The following is a 16,886-nucleotide window of genomic DNA, read 5'->3' on the forward strand; positions in this document are numbered from 1 at the left end:
CATTTAATGTATCGGCTTTTTTGATGGAGCAAGCTGCCCTTCTTTCATGAGGAAATGGTAAAGTGCCCCCTTCATGCCTGCCTGATTTAAGTAGTAGCAAGTTTCCAGCTTCACCTGAATGTTCTTCCACGCATGCAGTGTATGTAAATGTTTTTCAATATTTTGTAATAAATTTGGTCTTGCACTTACGCCTCCGCCAATGAGGATTTTCTCCGGGTTAAGAACAGTCGCTACATTGTAAACGCCAATGGCTATTCGCTTGTACCATTGATCTACCAGCTTCTCAATGGCCGGATCATGCTTCGCCTTTTCAAAAATTTCTTGACCGTCTATTTGAGTACTTTGCGGTATTCCTTGCTTTTCTTTATAGCTCCGAATTAATCCAGCCGTTGAAGCGCTGCTGTTAAGAGTTGTAAACTGGCCATTTTCCGTCTCTGTCAGCATCATGCCGAATTCACCACCGCGGAAGGATGCACCGCGCACAAGCTGACCATTAGCAAAAATACCTCCGCCGACACCAGTGCCAATTGTCATACAAATAAAGCTGTCACAATCTTTCGCATGACCGCTGTATTTTTCTGCGAGAGCTGCACAGTTCGCATCATTTTCCACTTCTACACGAAGAGACGTTTTCTCTTCTAAAAGTGTTTTTACATTTTGACCATTTAAGGCGATGATGGCGCCTGCAAATTCTGTATAACCTGATTCACTGTCCACAAAGCCTGGTAGACTGATGGCGATACCGCTGACATTCGTCACCCTTTGATATTCCTTGACCACATCTGCCATGGCTTTTAAAAACGGTTCAAGCTGCCGGCAGTTCGTCTGATAGTCACCGCTAGAGACCAGCTTTCCATCCTGATCCATTAATCCATGTTTCGTTCTCGTCCCGCCTACATCAAACACGACGTAATAGGCCACTTTTACCCCTCCCTTTACTTCAAAATGTAGTACCTTGATCTCATTTTAATGAAACAGCCTCCCTTTGTAAAACGTTTTCAAAAGACAAAACAAAAAAGCCAGCTCCATGGCTGGCTTTTTCATGAGTGAACTTCCTTCGGTTCGCAAGAAGGACACGTTCCATATATTTCAAATTTATGTCCGCTAATATGATAATCCTCTAAATCGGCGTCTAGCTTGTCCATAGGGCAGGCATCGATCTCTTTTGTTTTCCCGCATGTAAGACAAATAAAGTGATGGTGATGATGGGAAAATGAACATTTAAAACGGAATAATTTCTCACCTGACAATTCCGTTGTTTCTAATATTCCAAGGTCTTCATATAGTGACAAGTTTCGATAAATTGTATCAAAGCTGAGACCCGGGTAGTCTTCACTTAGTGCCGTCAGCACATTTTTAGCGGTCAAGTATTTATCAGAATCAGAAAACAATTGAAGCATGTCTTCACGTTTGCTTGTATATTTGTAGCCTTTTTCCTTTAATAAATCAAGCGCTTCTTGTACGTTCATGTTGATTCCCCCTTCTGAATTTCCCAATACTAATACACCCGATTAAAATCAAGATGGACAGCATCACAATGGTTCCGCCTGGCGCTAAATCAAGATAATAGCTTAAAATCAATCCGGCCAATACAGACAATTCACCAAACAAGATCGAAAGGAAAATCGCCTGTTTGAATCCTTTGGCAATGCGGATACTTGCCGCAACAGGAAGCGTCATGAGCGCCGATACAAGCAGTGTACCGACGATACGCATCGATGCCGCAATGACAAGTGCAACAACTAAGATAAAAATAAAATGAATCCATTTTGCTGAAATACCAGAAGCCTTTGCATGCTCTTCATCAAAAGAAAGCAGAAACAATTCTTTATATAAAAGCACAACAACTAACACAACAACGAGTGAGATCCCTACTATAATCCAAAGATCAAGTCTTGAAACCGCACTGACACTTCCGAATAAATAACTAAACAAATCTGTATTAAAGCCATTCGCTAGTGAAATGAAGATGACGGAAATCCCAATACCACCTGATAAGATGATGGGAATGGCAAGCTCCTGATAATGCTTATACACGGAGCGCAAGCGTTCAATAAACAATGAACCTGCAACAGAAAAAGCCATCCCTAAGTAGAGCGGGCTTACCCCTGTCAAAAGGCCAAACTTTTTATCAAGAAATAAACTTGCGGCAATACCGGCAAGTGATACGTGACTGAGGGCATCTGCAATAAGCGAAAGCCTTCTTACGACAATAAATACACCAAGTAAGGGCGCAATAAAACCAATCAGTAATCCTGCGATAAACGCATTTTGTAAAAATTCATAATGAAAAAATGGAAATAGCATTATTCATGTCCCCCATGATGGTGATGATCGTGATGAATCACTTGAATGTCATGCCCGTAAAATTGGGATAGCGCCTGATCATCCATTGAATCAAACGCTTCTGCATCCCCGTGGAAATGCAGTGTCTGATTTAAACAAGCCACATGGGTGACTTTATCAGAAACGGTGCCAACGTCGTGTGTGACGAGAATTAATGACATTCCTTTTTCTTTGTTTAATGTTTCGAGCAGCTGATAAAAGCCTTCTACTGTCCGCTGGTCTACTCCAACCGTGGGCTCATCCAAAATGAGCAGCTTCGGCTGACTGACAAGCGCACGGGCAATAAATGCACGCTGCTGCTGCCCGCCAGAAAGCTCACCGATGTTTTGATGCTTTAAATCCTGTATGCCAACTGAGCGAATGGCATCTTCCACTTGCCATTTATCCTGTTTGCTCATTCGTTTAAACAAACCAATTTTTGCGGTCAGTCCGCTTGCGACGACCTCATATACAGAAGCAGGGAAACCTGTATTAAAGCTATTCGCCTTTTGAGAAACAAATCCAATTTGATCCCAGTCTCTAAATTTTGAGACAGGCGTGCCAAATAGCTTTAATTCACCCTGTTGCGGTTTAATGAGCCCAAGCAGGCATTTTAATAAGGTTGTTTTACCAGAACCATTCGGTCCAACAAGTGCTAGAAAGTTTCCTTCCTCTACTGTTAAATGAATGTGATCAATGACATTTCGCTGTCCATACGAGTACGAAATGTCCTTCATTTCAATAATTGGCTTTGCCATGAATCTTTCCACCTTTAATCAATATAAAAAGAATGATTACGATTTATACAACAAAAAGAAAATGGCTTTTGCCATTTTCTCTGTCCATACATACATTTCATTATATAAAAGAAAGATAAAAAAGTAAAATAAAAGCTAATGAATGGCTGTTTTGAACTTACCGCCTTTTGTTTCATGCGTATCCATAATCGTGATAAATGCTTGGTCATCAATTTCAAATACAATGGATTTCAGCTTTGTAATTTCAAGCCTTGTGACAACGGCGTAGATGACATCTTTTTCTTCATCTGTATAGCCGCCTTTTCCTCTCAGCTTTGTCGTTCCCCTGCCGAGTCGATGCAGAATCGCATCTGAAATTTCATCATAATAGTCTGATACGATAATGACAGCTTTTGTTTCATCAAGCCCTTGAATGACAGCATCAATTGTTTTCATTGCCAAATAATATGTCATGACAGAATACATAGCCTGCTCTGGTCCAAAAACAAAGCCCGCCCAAATAAAAATGAACACATTGACGATCATGACAAACTCACCGACGGAGAAAGGAATTTTTTTCGTCAGAAGAATTCCCAAGATCTCTGTTCCATCCATTGAACCTCCATTACGGATGACAAGTCCAACACCAAATCCAAGTAATAGTCCGCCAAATACAGTGGCTAAGATCGGCTGTGTTGTAAATGCCTCCACATGATGAAGTGAAGATTCAATCACGGCTAAGCTGACAATCCCAATCACAGTGGAAATCAGAAAGGTTTTCCCAATATGCTTGTATCCTGATATCATAAATGGAATATTTAAAATGACAACAATCGTCGCAAAATTAATAAACGGGTTATCTGTAAAGAGATAATCCAAAATAAGCGAAATGCCGATGATGCCTCCATCAATAATATTGTTTGGCACTAAAAATAATTCAATGCTGACTGCTGCACATGCAGCCCCTACTAGAATCAGAAAAATTCTCAAAATAAAATGAGGCACTGATTCCTTTCTATGCTGTTTACTATTTGCCATACGTTCTCCCTTCTACACAAGTTAAATTTTCAATGAACATTTTATCCACTTTACTATTTTATCATTTCACAGAATAAAATAAAATTTTTTGCACATTTTCCGTTTTCGCCCATACATTGTTACAGAGGGGAGGAATGGAATTGATTTTAATTCAAAAAATTGTCCTGCAGCGGCTCAATCAGATCACAGCAAATGATCTGTTAAGGTATGCGAAACAGTATGGCGTCAGTTTAACGTCTCATCAAGCTGCTGAGGTGGCCAAACTCATGAACGGGAAAAACATCAATATTTTTAATGACTCAGAGCGTAACCGGCTTCTTAAGCAAGTGGAAGCGATTACTTCTAAACAGACAGCACAGACTGTGAATGATTTATTTAACCAGTTTACAAGTTAAGCAAAAAAGGGCCGCATTTAGCGGCACCTCAACTTGTTGCATCCTTTTTTACTGACCCGTAATTTTATCTAGTAAGCCTTCATCAAATTGCTTTTCTTTCAGCATGGCAATTTCGAATTTGTAAGGTGGTTTTTTGTTCTTTTTATCTTCACCTACATAAGGCGTTTCTAGAATTTTCGGCACATCTTGAAGCTGCGGATGATGCACAATATAGCTCAGTGCATCGAAACCAATTTCACCAAAACCGATATTTTCATGTCGGTCTTTTCTTGCTCCTTGCACGTTTTTACTGTCATTAATATGAAGAACTTTGATTCGGTCAATACCAACAATTCGATCAAATTCTTCTAATACACCATCAAAGTCACTCACAATCGAATAACCAGCATCGTGCGTGTGACACGTATCAAAGCAGACAGAAAGAGCTTCGTTATGTGTCACTCCGTCGATAATTTGGGCAAGCTCTTCAAAGCTTCTTCCGCACTCTGATCCTTTTCCCGCCATTGTTTCAAGTGCAATTTGAACCTCTTGACCTTTTACAATGACTTCGTTTAAACCTTCAATGATTTTTTGAATTCCTGCTTCTGCTCCTGCTCCGACATGCGCACCCGGGTGGAGAACAATTTGTCTTGCTCCCAGCGCTTCCGTACGCTCAATCTCAGAGCGAAGGAAGTCTACACCAAGCTCAAATGTCGCTGGATTCACTGTATTTCCAATATTGATAATATACGGAGCATGCACGACGATATCCGTCATGCCATGCTCTTTCATATGCGCTTGTCCAGCTTCAATATTGAGGTCTTCAATTTTTTTACGGCGCGTATTTTGCGGTGCACCTGTATAAATCATAAACGTATTCGAACCATAAGAGGCAGCTTCCTCACTCGCTGCAAGAAGCATATGTTTTCCGCTCATGGATACATGTGAACCAATCTTTAACAATGTTTCCCCCTACTTTCCATTACGCTTTGACTTTCTACGTTCCTGTCTTTTGATTTTATCCATCTCACGTGTCATTTTCTTTTTATATCCAGGTTTGACGGCTTTCGGTTTTCTCACAAGACGTTTTGCTTTTTCTTCAATTTCATTTGGGGCTTTTTTACGTCTTTGACGCTTCAGACGGTCATCTGCATCTCGCCATTCACCATGAACAATGGTTTTGTTTTCAAACACAACGCCCATTTTCTCAATTTGAATGAGTGCATCCTCATCAGCCAGCTCATAAATGGTCATGGCAATTCCAGATGAACCCGCACGAGCTGTTCTTCCAACGCGGTGCACATAAAAATCAAGATCAGATGGAAGTTCATAGTTAATCACGTGGCTGACGCCTTTAATGTCAATCCCGCGAGCTGCAAGATCAGATGCCACAATATAAGTGAACTCCAAATCTTCAATTTGTTTCATGACTTTTTTACGTTCGCGCGGCGTCAATCCGCCATGGAGCACACCGATTTTCATTCCTTTTTCTTGTAGGAACGATGCGATTTCATCAACAGTTGTTTTTGTATTGGCAAAAATGATCCCTAAATATGGCTGTACATTCGTCACCATTTCATGGAGCAATTTTAATTTATCACGCTGTTTAGACGGAACTAAAATATGCTGAATGTTTTCAGCTGTAATCCGTCTTGGTTCAACATGTGCATACTTTGGATTGTCCATATATTTTTTCAGGAAAGGCTTTAGTTTTTCTGGGATGGTTGCAGAGAACACAAGCATTTGCAGCTGTTCTGGCATTTGTGCACCGATACGGTCCACATCTTCTAAAAATCCCATATCCAACATTAAATCAGCCTCATCAATAACAAGAGAGGTCGCTTTGTAAACATTCAGCGCCTGCTCATGAATGAGGTCAGCAATACGTCCAGGTGTACCGACCACCAAATGCGGCTGGTTTTTTAGCTTTTGAATTGATTTCTGCTTGTCCGTTCCGCCAATGTAAAGCTTTGCTTTGATCTCTTCTTCTGGAGAAGCATTCTTTAAAATCGTTTGAGCTTCTTTGAAAATTTGATTGGCTAATTCTCTTGTAGGTGCAGTAATCACCACTTGTACCTGTTCTTTGCTTGGATCAATTGAATGAATCAGCGGCAGTAAGTAGGCATGAGTTTTTCCTGTTCCGGTTTGTGACTGGCCAATCACGCTTTCTCCTTTTAAAACAGCAGGGATGATTCTTTTTTGAATATCAGTCGGCTCATAAAAGCCTAGTTCATGAATAGCATCTATAATAAAAGGCTTTAATTCATATGTCGTAAATTTTGTTTCTTTCATGTTTTCACTCCTTAAGGCAATGCCTTTTTGCTCATCTCCTCATTATAGCTGATTTTCAGTAAAAAAACCATGTCCGCTTTTCCTACAGGAAACCAATTGGTGCTTCCTTGCATAACCTATGAAGAGAAAGAGAATGCAGTAAGGGAGGTACAAGTATGTTAGGGCAAAGGCCTATGGGCGATTTTCAGCCGCGCCGTCCCTCACGCCGGCACCTTGGAAATGGCGGACAGCCCGGAATATTTCAAAGAGGGCAGCAGCCTCCTATCCAACAGCCTTTTCAAGGGCAAGGCAATCCATTTCAGCAAATGATGCCTCGCTCCCCATCTGTACAGGGAGGCGGTTTACCCGGGATGGGCGGAATTCCAGGAGGTGAGAGCCGTGCACTAGGCGGCGGAGCAGGAATTAAAGGCATGCTCTCTAAATTTCTTCCTGGCGCAGGAGGAGCTGGAGTCTCTGGAGGTGGTGCGGGATTACAAGGAATCCAGAGCTTCACAAATCCTGCGACCCTCTCAAGCATGTTAGGAAATGTTCAAAAAGTGCTCGGGATGGCGCAGCAATTTACGCCAATGATTCAGCAATACGGTCCTTTAGTGAGAAATTTGCCGGCGATGATTAAACTGTACAGCCAGCTTGGCAGTGCGGATGATGATGAAGAAAGTGCAAATGATGCTGATGCAGAATCAACGGAGACTAGCGCGGAAACAGAAGTGCACGAGGAAGAAGCACAAACTGACGAAATAGAAAAAAATAAAGAACCAGAAGACATCCTCGTCAAAAAAACAGCACCTCACACATCACCTGCTCCTGAAGCAAAACCGAAAAAAAGATCTGGCAGCTCTGTTCCAAAACTATATGTCTAGTGATCTTTTAACGGCGAAGTGTTCACTGCGTATAACAATCTTTGATATATACGCTTACTTTGGCTATAATGGAAGCAAGAGAATGATAAAAAGCCGTTTTTTACGGCTTTTTATATTGTTCTTCTCTAGCAGCACTTCCCTACAGGAGGACGAATAAATGAATGTAATTAAAATATCGCCGCGTGGCTATTGCTATGGCGTTGTAGATGCAATGGTCATTGCTAAAAATGCCGCACTTGATAAGAACTTGCCACGCCCAATTTATATATTAGGTATGATTGTGCACAACAAACATGTCACTGATGCCTTCGAAGAAGATGGTATTTACACACTGGACGGACCAAACCGCTTAGACATTTTAAAGCAGGTTGAAAGTGGAACAGTCATTTTCACAGCTCACGGCGTTTCTCCTGAGGTTCGTCAAATCGCAGAAGAAAAAGGCCTTGTCGCCATTGATGCGACCTGTCCCGATGTAACGAAAACACACGAACTCATTTCAGAGAAAACAGCCGATGGCTATGACATTATTTATATTGGGAAAAAGGGTCATCCTGAGCCAGAAGGAGCTGTCGGAGTAGCCCCTGACAAGGTACATCTTGTCGAAACAGAAGCTGACATTGAGGCACTCGATTTAACATCAGAAAAACTGCTCATCACGAACCAAACGACGATGTCTCAATGGGATGTCCACGACCTGATGGAGCTGATTAAAGAGAAATACCCTCACGTCGAGTATCATCAAGAAATTTGCCTTGCGACACAGGTGCGTCAGGAAGCTGTATCGCAGCAAGCTGGCCAAGCCGATTTAACCATTGTTGTCGGCGATCCAAAAAGTAATAACTCTAACCGTCTAGCACAAGTGTCAATGGAGATTGCCGGAACGCAGGCTTACCGTATTGGCGACTTAAGTGAACTCAAGCTGGAATGGCTGCAGGGCGTCAAAACCGTTGCCGTTACTGCTGGTGCTTCAACACCAACACCTATTACAAAGGAAGTCATTCGTTTCTTAGAAAACTATGAACCAGATGATGAAACAACTTGGAAGATTGAACGAACCGTTCCTCTTTCTAAAATTTTACCTCGCGTCAAAACAAAGAAATAAGAAAAACGTCAGAGCATATCCGCTCTGACGTTTTTTGTTTACATAAATTGAAATGGGTTTGTGTTTGATTCAGAAACAAAGAGCTGTACGTCATATTTTTTATCCGCACATAGCGATTGAAGCTTCGCCTTTACGCCCTCTTTCATAATCTTTTCAGCATAATGTCCTGGGTCCACAACGTTCAGCCCTAGCATCATGGCATCGTGCGCAACATGGAAATAAAGGTCTCCTGTCACATACACATCTGCACCCATTCTTTTCGCTTGATGGATATATTTATTTCCGTCTCCGCCAAGCACCGCCACTTTTTTCACAACAGCGTTTTGGTCTCCTACAAAACGAGCACCATTCACATCTAGCTTCGTTTTCACAAATTGTGTGAAATCTCTCAGTGTCATTGGCTCATTTAGCTCTCCAATACGGCCAAGACCTTTTTGAATAGGAGTAAGATCTGTCGTGTGTACACTATAGGCGACTTCTTCATAAGGATGTGCTTTGATCATTTCGCGAATCACTTGTTTTTCTATACTTGCTGGGAAAATGGTTTCAATCCGCACTTCTTTCACAAATTCTAATTGACCCGACTCACCAATAAACGGCTTAGCTTCTTCTGATGGCAGAAAGCTGCCTGTCCCTTCATTTGAAAACGCACAATGGCTGTAATTGCCGATATGGCCGGCGCCCCCATTTCCTAAAGCTGTCCGGATGGCCTCTTCAAATTCCTCTGGGACATACAGAGCAAGCTGTTTGATTGGATCTTCGTATGTCGGCACTAACACTCTTGTTTCTTCAAGCTCTAAGGCCTCAGCAAGCAGGTCATTGACTCCGCCATCAGCTACGTCTAAATTCGTATGTGCCACATATACCGCAATATCATGTTTGATGCATTTTTCAATGATCCGTCCAGCCGGCTGATCCGTCGCTACATGTTTTAATGGTCGAAAAATCGGCGGATGGTGAGCAATAATAAGATCCACTTTTCGCTCGATCGCCTCATCTACTACATTCTCTAATACATCCAAGGTGATCATCACATTGGTTACTTTTTTATTTAAAGTCCCAATCTGAAGACCAATTTTATCCCCTTCCATGGCGTATACCTTTGGTGAGAATTGTTCAAACAATTGGATGATTTCATGCCCGTTTACTGTTTTAGCCAACAGTCAAAACCTCCTTTAGCATCTTTATTTTCGCATTCAGCTCTTCAAGGCGTTCTTTATTTTCTTCTGTCCGCGCCGCCTGCTGAATTTGACTTTCTATCTTCTCCATATGCTGAAGCTCTTGCATCCACTTGCGCTGGAAAACGTCATTTTGCTCTTTCGCAAGAAACGGACCAACCAGCATGCCTGCTTCAAGTGACATTCCTTTATAGGCTTTATCTTTATCGCCTTTTTCAGCGATGATGATTTCGTATATTTTGCCGTCCTCTTCTAAAATGACTTCATCTATCAATTCATACCCCTCTTGATAAAGCCATAAACGAATATGGTGGGCATGGATATTCGGCTGAAGAATGAGCCGCTCATGGCCGGCGAGCTTATGCCTTCCTTCATTTAGAATGCTTGCGATGAGGGCCCCGCCCATACCTGCAATCGTCACTGCATTCACTTCGCCTTTTTCAATGACTTCAAGGCCATTTCCTTTTCTGACCGATATCTGTTCATTTAATTCAAGTCTATGTACTTGCTGCTGCGCCGATTGAAGCGGTCCACCAGTAATTTCACCAGCAATGGCTTTCACTGCTTTTTGATGCAGAATCGCATAGCATGGCAAATAGGCATGGTCTGAGCCGATATCAGCGAAGACTGCCTCATCTGGTAAAAAGTCCGCGACTTTTTTTAATCGTTTCGATAAATTCATTTCATTCATACGTATCACTACTTTTCTTTAATGTTCATACTTGTCTATCTTATATAAATTATGGACTTTTTAAAAGTCGTTTTCAAATGAAAAAAGCTCTTCTTTTGAAAAAGAGCTTTTTGTGTAAGATTATTTAATTTTAGACACCCATTCCGCCATTTCATCGAGCTTTTCATTTGGAATCAGCCCGCCTGGCATCCCGTTGCCGCCTTCTTGAATTTTCTTCTTGATGTCAGCTACTTCAAGCTTGTCTCCAACACCTTTTAATGCAGGACCTGCGCCGCCTTCATAGTTTTCCCCGTGACAGCTTATGCAGTTCTGCTTATACAATTCTTCCGGCGTTGCATTTGCTGTCTCTTCTTGCTTTTGCTCTTTGCCCCCAGAGGCAATTTTTTCTTCATCTTTCAGCCCCTTCATTGATAAGAAAAAAGTGAGTCCAATACCTAAAATGGCAATCAATAAAAATGGTATAAGTGGATTCCGTTTCATTTCTTTCATCCTCCCCTTTGTGAAAACCCCTTTGAGACTATGCAAACAATTCTAATTCTACTTTAATTTTACAAAAAGTAAACGAATTATGATACAAAACTTTGGTCAAGTTCACAGATTAGACAAAAATGATTCAAGATGAGAAATGAAGCCTTCAGCACATTTAGATGTATTTTTTATACATCTTTTTTCTAAGAACGTTGCAAATTCATTTGTTATTCAGTAAAATATAATCAGATTGAAAAAAGCGTTTTCATTTTTGATAAGAAAGAACGGATCTCTTTCAAGATCCGTCCGGTTTCTACTCTAAGAAGTCTTTTAATCGTTTACTTCTGCTTGGGTGTCTTAATTTACGAAGAGCTTTCGCTTCAATTTGTCTGATACGCTCTCTTGTTACGCCGAACACCTTTCCAACCTCTTCTAACGTGCGAGTTCTTCCGTCGTCTAGTCCGAAACGTAGTCTTAGCACATTTTCTTCACGGTCCGTCAGCGTGTCTAATACATCTTCAAGCTGCTCTTTTAAGAGTTCGTACGCAGCGTGGTCAGATGGAGATGTCGCCTCTTGGTCTTCGATAAAATCACCAAGATGCGAGTCATCTTCTTCACCAATAGGTGTTTCTAAAGATACAGGCTCTTGCGCAATTTTAAGAATCTCTCTTACCTTTTCTGGAGTTAAATCCATGTCTTCAGCAATTTCCTCAGGCGTTGGTTCTCTGCCTAGGTCTTGCAGAAGCTGTCTTTGAACACGGATCAATTTATTAATCGTTTCGACCATATGAACCGGGATCCGGATTGTTCTCGCCTGATCGGCAATCGCACGTGTGATCGCCTGTCTAATCCACCAAGTCGCATATGTTGAGAATTTATATCCTTTGCGGTAATCAAACTTCTCAACAGCCTTCATCAGACCCATGTTTCCTTCTTGAATCAAGTCAAGGAACAGCATACCACGACCGACATAGCGTTTCGCAATGCTGACAACGAGACGAAGGTTTGCTTCCGCTAATCTTCTTTTTGATTCCTCATCGCCCTCTTCGATCTTTTGAGCATACGTAATTTCTTCTTTAGCAGATAACAAATTGACGCGTCCGATTTCTTTTAAGTACATACGAACAGGATCATTGATTTTGACACCTGGTGGTACGCTTAAATCATTCAGGTCAAATTCTTCTTCTGCTTTAGCCAGCTGCTGAACATTTGGGTCCTCTGTCTCTTCGTTTTCACTAATGAGCTCTACACCCTGTTCGCCTAAGTATTCATAGTATTCATCCATTTGGTCTGATTCAATTTCAAAGCTAGACATACGCTCTGCAATTTCTTCGTATGTTAAAACGCCCCGTTTTTTACCCGTTTCAGTGAGCTTATCTCTCACCTGTTCAAAGGTTAATTCAGTTTCGGTTTCGTGGGCTTGTTTATCAGCCATTATGGATCCCTCCTTCCAAAGCTTGCAACGAATTCTAAAGTAACTTGCGATTTACTTCCGCCCTGCTTTTCTCTCTCTATCAAACAGATGACGAAGCAAATAGGAAATAAAATAAATAATGATGAAGGCAAGATGCTTGCGGTCTTATGCTCCTCCCGTAAAGGATTCATTGCCAGCCGTAAGTCCTGTCATTAATAATAGACGTATTACTTCAGCGAACGGTTCAACTGAATAATTTCTTTTGCAAGTGTTGCCGCTTTGAAGAAATCTTTTTGCCTCTCCGCTTCTGCACGTTCTAGTTCTTTTTCCTTTATCATTGACAAATTCCGATGATTCAACACTTTTTTTACATAATCACTTAATTCAGCTTCACTTAGTTCGTCTCCGACTTGAATCATCAATATATCCGTCAACAGCTGATTCATGACATCATCTTCTATCCTGTTCATCAGGTGCTGCGGCGTTGGTTCTTTGCCTTCTTCATACAAGGCATAAATGTACGTTGCCAGCGCCCTGTGCGAATCTATATTAAATTCAATCCCGACTCTGTCAAGTACTTTGCGGATCACGTCATCGCTTTTTAACATATGAGCAAGCAGCATTCGCTCTGCATTTTCATATGCCGGCCGCAGACGCTTTCTTCTCACTTGTGTTGACAGATGTGCACGCCGTTTTTCAAGCCCGTTTTCTTCCTGCGTGCTTTTGGTTTCTTGCCGCTGCTGTTTTTCAAACAGCTCCAGTTGTTCTTTTAATGAATCAAGTGAGATCGAAAACTCCCCAGCAAGCTGTTTCATGTAAATCTCTTGCTCCAAAGAGCCGTTTAACCGGCTGATTTCTCGGAGAACCTGCTTCATATAAGTAAGACGGTCTCCTTCGTCTGATAAGTTTTTTCCTCTTCGGAAAAAATTCATCTTAAACGTCATTAATGTCACACTTGCATCTATGATGTCATTCCTAAATTTCTCGCCGCCATATTTACGAATGTAATCATCTGGATCAAGTCCATCTGGTATCATGGCAACGCGAACTTTACATCCTCTTTTTCCAAGCAAATCTGATGCTTTCATGGTCGCTTCGTATCCGGCCGTATCAGAGTCATAGCAAAGGATGATCTCTTCTACGTTCCGCCTGAGAAGCTTTACGTGCTCTTCTGTAAGAGACGTACCCATTGTTGCAACACTTTCACCGACACCTGATGTAACAGCTGAGATGACGTCTGCAAATCCTTCAAAAAGAACTGCCCGTTCGCGTTTGCGAATATGCATACGTGCGTCATGAAAGTGATAAAGCAACTTACTTTTATGAAAAAGCGGCGTTTCAGGACTATTCATATATTTAGGCTGCTGATCACCAAGCGATCTTCCGGAAAAAGCGATGACCGTTCCATGATGATCATGAATGGGAAACATGACACGATCTCTAAAGCGGTCAAAAAAGCCTGTGCCGTTTTCACGTTGAATCAAAAGACCAGCCTTCTCCATCATCACGGGATCAAATCCTCGTTTTTCTAAAAACTTGGTCACGAAATCCCAAGAATCAAGAGCATACCCGATCTCAAACTTGGCAATTGTTTCATCCGTAAAGCCTCTGGACCGTAAATAATCGAGTGCGTTTTGACCTTCCTTTGTATTTACCAGCAAATGGTGGTAAAATTTCTTAAGAAGCTCATGGGCCTCAATCATTTTATGATCTGCAGTGTCCTCTTGCTGAGATGAACTCATCTGAGCATTCGCCACCTGATCAGGCAGATCAATATGGTACTTATCAGCCACATGTGAAACGGCTTCAATAAATGAGTAGCCTTCCATTTGTCTGAGGAACGAAAACACGTTGCCTCCTGCACCACAGCCAAAACAATGGAAGATTTGCTTATCTGCTGAAACAGAGAATGAAGGAGTATTTTCACCATGGAATGGACAAAGACCGAAGTAATTTCGACCTTGCTTTCTAAGCTGTACGTATTCTCCAATCACTTCGACAATGTCTGCGTTTTTTTGGATCTGCTCCAAAAGTTCATCTGGTATACGTTTGCTCATCCTAATAACACTCCGTCGTACATTATTCGCCTTTTAATTTAAAAATCCTTCATGATTCGACAGGATTTTTTGTAGTTGCGCCATAAATCGCTTCTTATCCTCTTCTAAAAGCTTTTTGGGACCTTTTCCGTATACACCTTTTCTTCGCTGTTTGCTGGAAACATGCCTGCGTTCCAAATCAAAATCAATTGTTTCGTTTGTGTACATTCGTCCTCTTTCAGACAGAACAATGACCTGTCTCGGAAGCAGTAAGGAGGCAAGACCAATATCTTGGGTGACGACAATATCATGTGCGGCAGCTGAGTTTGCAATGACTAAATCCGCTGCTTCCTTATGTGTATCAACAAACCGCCAATCTTCAAGTGGAGATCTTTTGGTTTGAAAATGCTCATATGAAGCAATGAACGTCACTGGTACTTGAAATTGAGATGCGACAGAAAGGATTTCGTCTTTTACAGGACAAGCATCTGCATCGACATAAATCGTCCTCTCTTTTTTACGTTCATTCAGGTGACTAATTCTCCATCCCTCCACCTTATTCCTGCTTTAGAGAAGCAAAAAGACCATACTTTTCCCCTATAAAGCAATCAACAGTAAAACTCATTTTGTCGAAAAGTTATGTTCAGAATCACTTGACTTCTGCCAATATTAGTTTATTCGTTCTTGACTTAACTTAAACCTAAAATCAATCATTTTATCACAATTTTTTATTATAATACAAATGCAGCAAATATGCCATTGTTTTTGTTTACCCGTTTCCCACCATAGGAAAAACCCAGGAGGAGCATCCTGAGTTTATTCGGAACCTCTTTTGGTCAGCATTTGATGAATGACATTTGCCGTTTCCTCAACTGCTTTATTCGATACATCAACGACTTGACAGTTAATGCGGTCAACCACTTTTTCAAAATACTCTAGTTCCTCTTTAATCCGCTCAATGTTCGCATAAATAGCGCGATCATTTAAACCAAGAGATTTTAAACGCTCTTTGCGAATATGATTTAGTTTGTCTGGACTAATTTTCAAACCGATACATTTCTTCGGATCAACTGAAAATAACTCTTCTGGCGGATCAACTTCAGGTACAATTGGCACGTTCGCTACCTTCAGCCGTTTATGTGCCAAATATTGAGATAATGGTGTCTTAGACGTGCGTGATACACCAATGAGTACAATATCAGCCTTTAGAATACCTCTAGGGTCTCTGCCGTCATCGTATTTCACAGCGAACTCGATGGCTTCTACCTTTTTAAAATAGTCCTCATCTAATTGACGTACACGACCCGGCTCATGTTTCGCTTCATTTCCATATGCCGTCTCCATTTTATCAATGAGCGGACCGATGATGTCATAATAAACGACACCGTTTGCTTCTGCTTCCTCGATTAAGAATTGGCGCATTTCTGGCACAACAAGAGTAAAGCAGACGATCCCATTATCTGCTTTCGCCAGTGAAATGACTTCTTTAATCGTACCAACATCCTCTACATACGGGATTCTTCTAATATTTGAATGGTCTGATGAGCCGCCATCAAATTGGCTAAGTGCCGCTTTGACCACGAGCTCTGCCGTTTCTCCAACTGAATCTGATACCACAAAAATTACGCGATTACTCATAACATCCCCTCGCAGTCTTCTGTCATTAGATTATTTCGTTCTCCGATAAGCTGACAAGTATTTTCGTCATGTTTGTTTTCGTAATTCTTCCGACCACTTCAAAACCTTTATCCGTATCTTTTATCACAGGAAGTGCATCTATTTGCTTTTCAATCAAGTGCTTCGCCACATCCATAATGAAATCTTCCTTGCGGCAAACGGTAATGTTCGGCATTCTTGTCATAATAATATGGACAGGGATAGATGGAAGCTCCTGTTTCCCTATACTTGCACGGAGGAGGTCTTTTCTTGATAACACGCCTGTTAAAATAGAGTGATCGTCCACAACGAATAATGTGCCCACATCCTCTAAAAACATCGTACAAATCGCATCATAAACCGAAACATTCTCATGTATCACCACTGGAATGGATTGAAAGTCTTTCACTTGAAGTTTTTTCAGCTTATCTGCGAGAAGCTGCGTGCCTGTTTTTCCTGTGAAAAAGTAGCCGACCCTTGGTCTTGCTTCTAAAAAGCCTGACATTGTTAAAATGGCTAAATCCGGTCTGAGGGTCGCCCTTGTTAAGTTCAGCCGATCGGCGATATGCTCTCCAGTGATCGGACCATTCTCTTTGACAATCTGTAAAATCTGCTCTTGCCGTTTATTTAACTCGATTGTACTCACCACCTTTAAATAGAGAGAGCGAAATCTTTATTTTATGTATATCATTTTCATAACTCATCATATTATAGC

18 protein-coding genes are annotated in these 16,886 nt (G+C 41.3%); 3 read left to right on the plus strand and 15 right to left on the minus strand.

The genetic code is table 11. The features are described 5' to 3' along the window. Positions 1-3: 3 nt before the first annotated feature. The 5 genes from ASE42_RS13395 to ASE42_RS13415 form a co-directional block, all read right to left on the minus strand. Positions 4-921 carry an ROK family protein gene (locus ASE42_RS13395; protein WP_056767362.1) on the minus strand — a complete coding sequence of 306 codons (918 nt, stop codon included), beginning with the start codon at positions 919-921 and terminating at the stop codon, positions 4-6. A gap of 119 nt (positions 922-1,040) precedes the next feature. Beyond that, positions 1,041-1,469, minus strand: coding sequence for a Fur family transcriptional regulator (locus ASE42_RS13400; RefSeq protein ID WP_003217433.1), 429 nt, complete (start codon positions 1,467-1,469; stop codon positions 1,041-1,043). Beyond that, a complete protein-coding gene (locus tag ASE42_RS13405; protein ID WP_024423005.1) occupies positions 1,447-2,307 on the minus strand; it encodes a metal ABC transporter permease in 861 nt (286 codons plus the stop codon). Before ASE42_RS13405 ends, ASE42_RS13400 begins: the two co-directional genes overlap by 23 nt. Further along, entirely contained in the window at positions 2,307-3,083 is a 777-nt protein-coding gene (locus tag ASE42_RS13410) for a metal ABC transporter ATP-binding protein (protein ID WP_024423006.1), read from the minus strand. Before ASE42_RS13410 ends, ASE42_RS13405 begins: the two co-directional genes overlap by 1 nt. Positions 3,084-3,218: 135 nt before the next feature. Next, positions 3,219-4,100 carry a YitT family protein gene (locus ASE42_RS13415; protein WP_024427967.1) on the minus strand — a complete coding sequence of 294 codons (882 nt, stop codon included), beginning with the start codon at positions 4,098-4,100 and terminating at the stop codon, positions 3,219-3,221. A 140-nt stretch (positions 4,101-4,240) separates the two neighbouring features. On the opposite strand from ASE42_RS13415, the gene ASE42_RS13420 reads away from it, so the two are divergent. Beyond that, positions 4,241-4,495, plus strand: a complete 255-nt coding sequence (locus tag ASE42_RS13420) for a DUF2624 domain-containing protein (protein WP_024423008.1) — start codon at positions 4,241-4,243, stop codon at positions 4,493-4,495. 48 nt (positions 4,496-4,543) lie between these two features. On the opposite strand, the gene ASE42_RS13425 is transcribed toward ASE42_RS13420, so the two are convergent. Together ASE42_RS13425 and ASE42_RS13430 are read right to left on the minus strand one after the other, a co-directional pair. After that, the gene (locus ASE42_RS13425) at positions 4,544-5,437 is read right to left on the minus strand and encodes a deoxyribonuclease IV (protein WP_056767365.1); all 894 of its coding nucleotides are present in this window, start codon (positions 5,435-5,437) and stop codon (positions 4,544-4,546) included. A 9-nt stretch (positions 5,438-5,446) separates the two neighbouring features. Continuing rightward, positions 5,447-6,766, minus strand: coding sequence for a DEAD/DEAH box helicase (locus ASE42_RS13430; protein ID WP_024423009.1), 1,320 nt, complete (start codon positions 6,764-6,766; stop codon positions 5,447-5,449). 155 nt (positions 6,767-6,921) lie between these two features. On the opposite strand from ASE42_RS13430, the gene vrrA reads away from it, so the two are divergent. After that, positions 6,922-7,626 (plus strand): VrrA/YqfQ family protein, encoded by a 705-nt coding sequence (gene vrrA / locus ASE42_RS13435; RefSeq protein ID WP_025092954.1) that lies wholly within the window; start codon positions 6,922-6,924, stop codon positions 7,624-7,626. Positions 7,627-7,783: 157 nt separating this feature from the next. Continuing rightward, the gene (locus ASE42_RS13440) at positions 7,784-8,728 is read left to right on the plus strand and encodes a 4-hydroxy-3-methylbut-2-enyl diphosphate reductase (protein ID WP_024423011.1); all 945 of its coding nucleotides are present in this window, start codon (positions 7,784-7,786) and stop codon (positions 8,726-8,728) included. Between the two features lie 38 nt (positions 8,729-8,766). On the opposite strand, the gene ASE42_RS13445 is transcribed toward ASE42_RS13440, so the two are convergent. From ASE42_RS13445 to ASE42_RS13480, 8 genes are all read right to left on the minus strand, one after another. Continuing rightward, positions 8,767-9,888, minus strand: a complete 1,122-nt coding sequence (locus ASE42_RS13445) for a Nif3-like dinuclear metal center hexameric protein (RefSeq protein ID WP_056767368.1) — start codon at positions 9,886-9,888, stop codon at positions 8,767-8,769. Beyond that, positions 9,881-10,597, minus strand: a complete 717-nt coding sequence (locus ASE42_RS13450; protein WP_056767372.1) for a tRNA (adenine(22)-N(1))-methyltransferase — start codon at positions 10,595-10,597, stop codon at positions 9,881-9,883. The genes ASE42_RS13445 and ASE42_RS13450 overlap by 8 nt, the downstream gene beginning before the upstream one ends. A gap of 120 nt (positions 10,598-10,717) precedes the next feature. Continuing rightward, complete coding sequence (cccA, locus tag ASE42_RS13455; protein ID WP_024423014.1) at positions 10,718-11,077, minus strand: cytochrome c550; 360 nt, start codon at positions 11,075-11,077, stop codon at positions 10,718-10,720. Positions 11,078-11,378: 301 nt separating this feature from the next. Further along, positions 11,379-12,500 (minus strand): RNA polymerase sigma factor RpoD, encoded by a 1,122-nt coding sequence (gene rpoD / locus ASE42_RS13460; RefSeq protein ID WP_008342392.1) that lies wholly within the window; start codon positions 12,498-12,500, stop codon positions 11,379-11,381. A 206-nt stretch (positions 12,501-12,706) separates the two neighbouring features. After that, positions 12,707-14,536 carry a DNA primase gene (dnaG, locus tag ASE42_RS13465; RefSeq protein ID WP_056767377.1) on the minus strand — a complete coding sequence of 610 codons (1,830 nt, stop codon included), beginning with the start codon at positions 14,534-14,536 and terminating at the stop codon, positions 12,707-12,709. Positions 14,537-14,569: 33 nt separating this feature from the next. Next, positions 14,570-15,070, minus strand: a complete 501-nt coding sequence (locus ASE42_RS13470) for a YaiI/YqxD family protein (RefSeq protein WP_024423016.1) — start codon at positions 15,068-15,070, stop codon at positions 14,570-14,572. A 261-nt stretch (positions 15,071-15,331) separates the two neighbouring features. Beyond that, on the minus strand, positions 15,332-16,153 hold the full coding sequence (locus ASE42_RS13475; protein WP_008342399.1) for a pyruvate, water dikinase regulatory protein: 822 nt from the start codon (positions 16,151-16,153) through the stop codon (positions 15,332-15,334). A gap of 25 nt (positions 16,154-16,178) precedes the next feature. Further along, positions 16,179-16,817 (minus strand): helix-turn-helix transcriptional regulator, encoded by a 639-nt coding sequence (locus ASE42_RS13480; RefSeq protein WP_024423017.1) that lies wholly within the window; start codon positions 16,815-16,817, stop codon positions 16,179-16,181. Between the last annotated feature and the right edge of the window lie 69 nt (positions 16,818-16,886).

This window comes from Bacillus sp. Root920 (genome assembly GCF_001429445.1).
In the GTDB taxonomy this organism is placed as follows: Bacteria; Bacillota; Bacilli; order Bacillales; family Bacillaceae; genus Bacillus; species Bacillus safensis.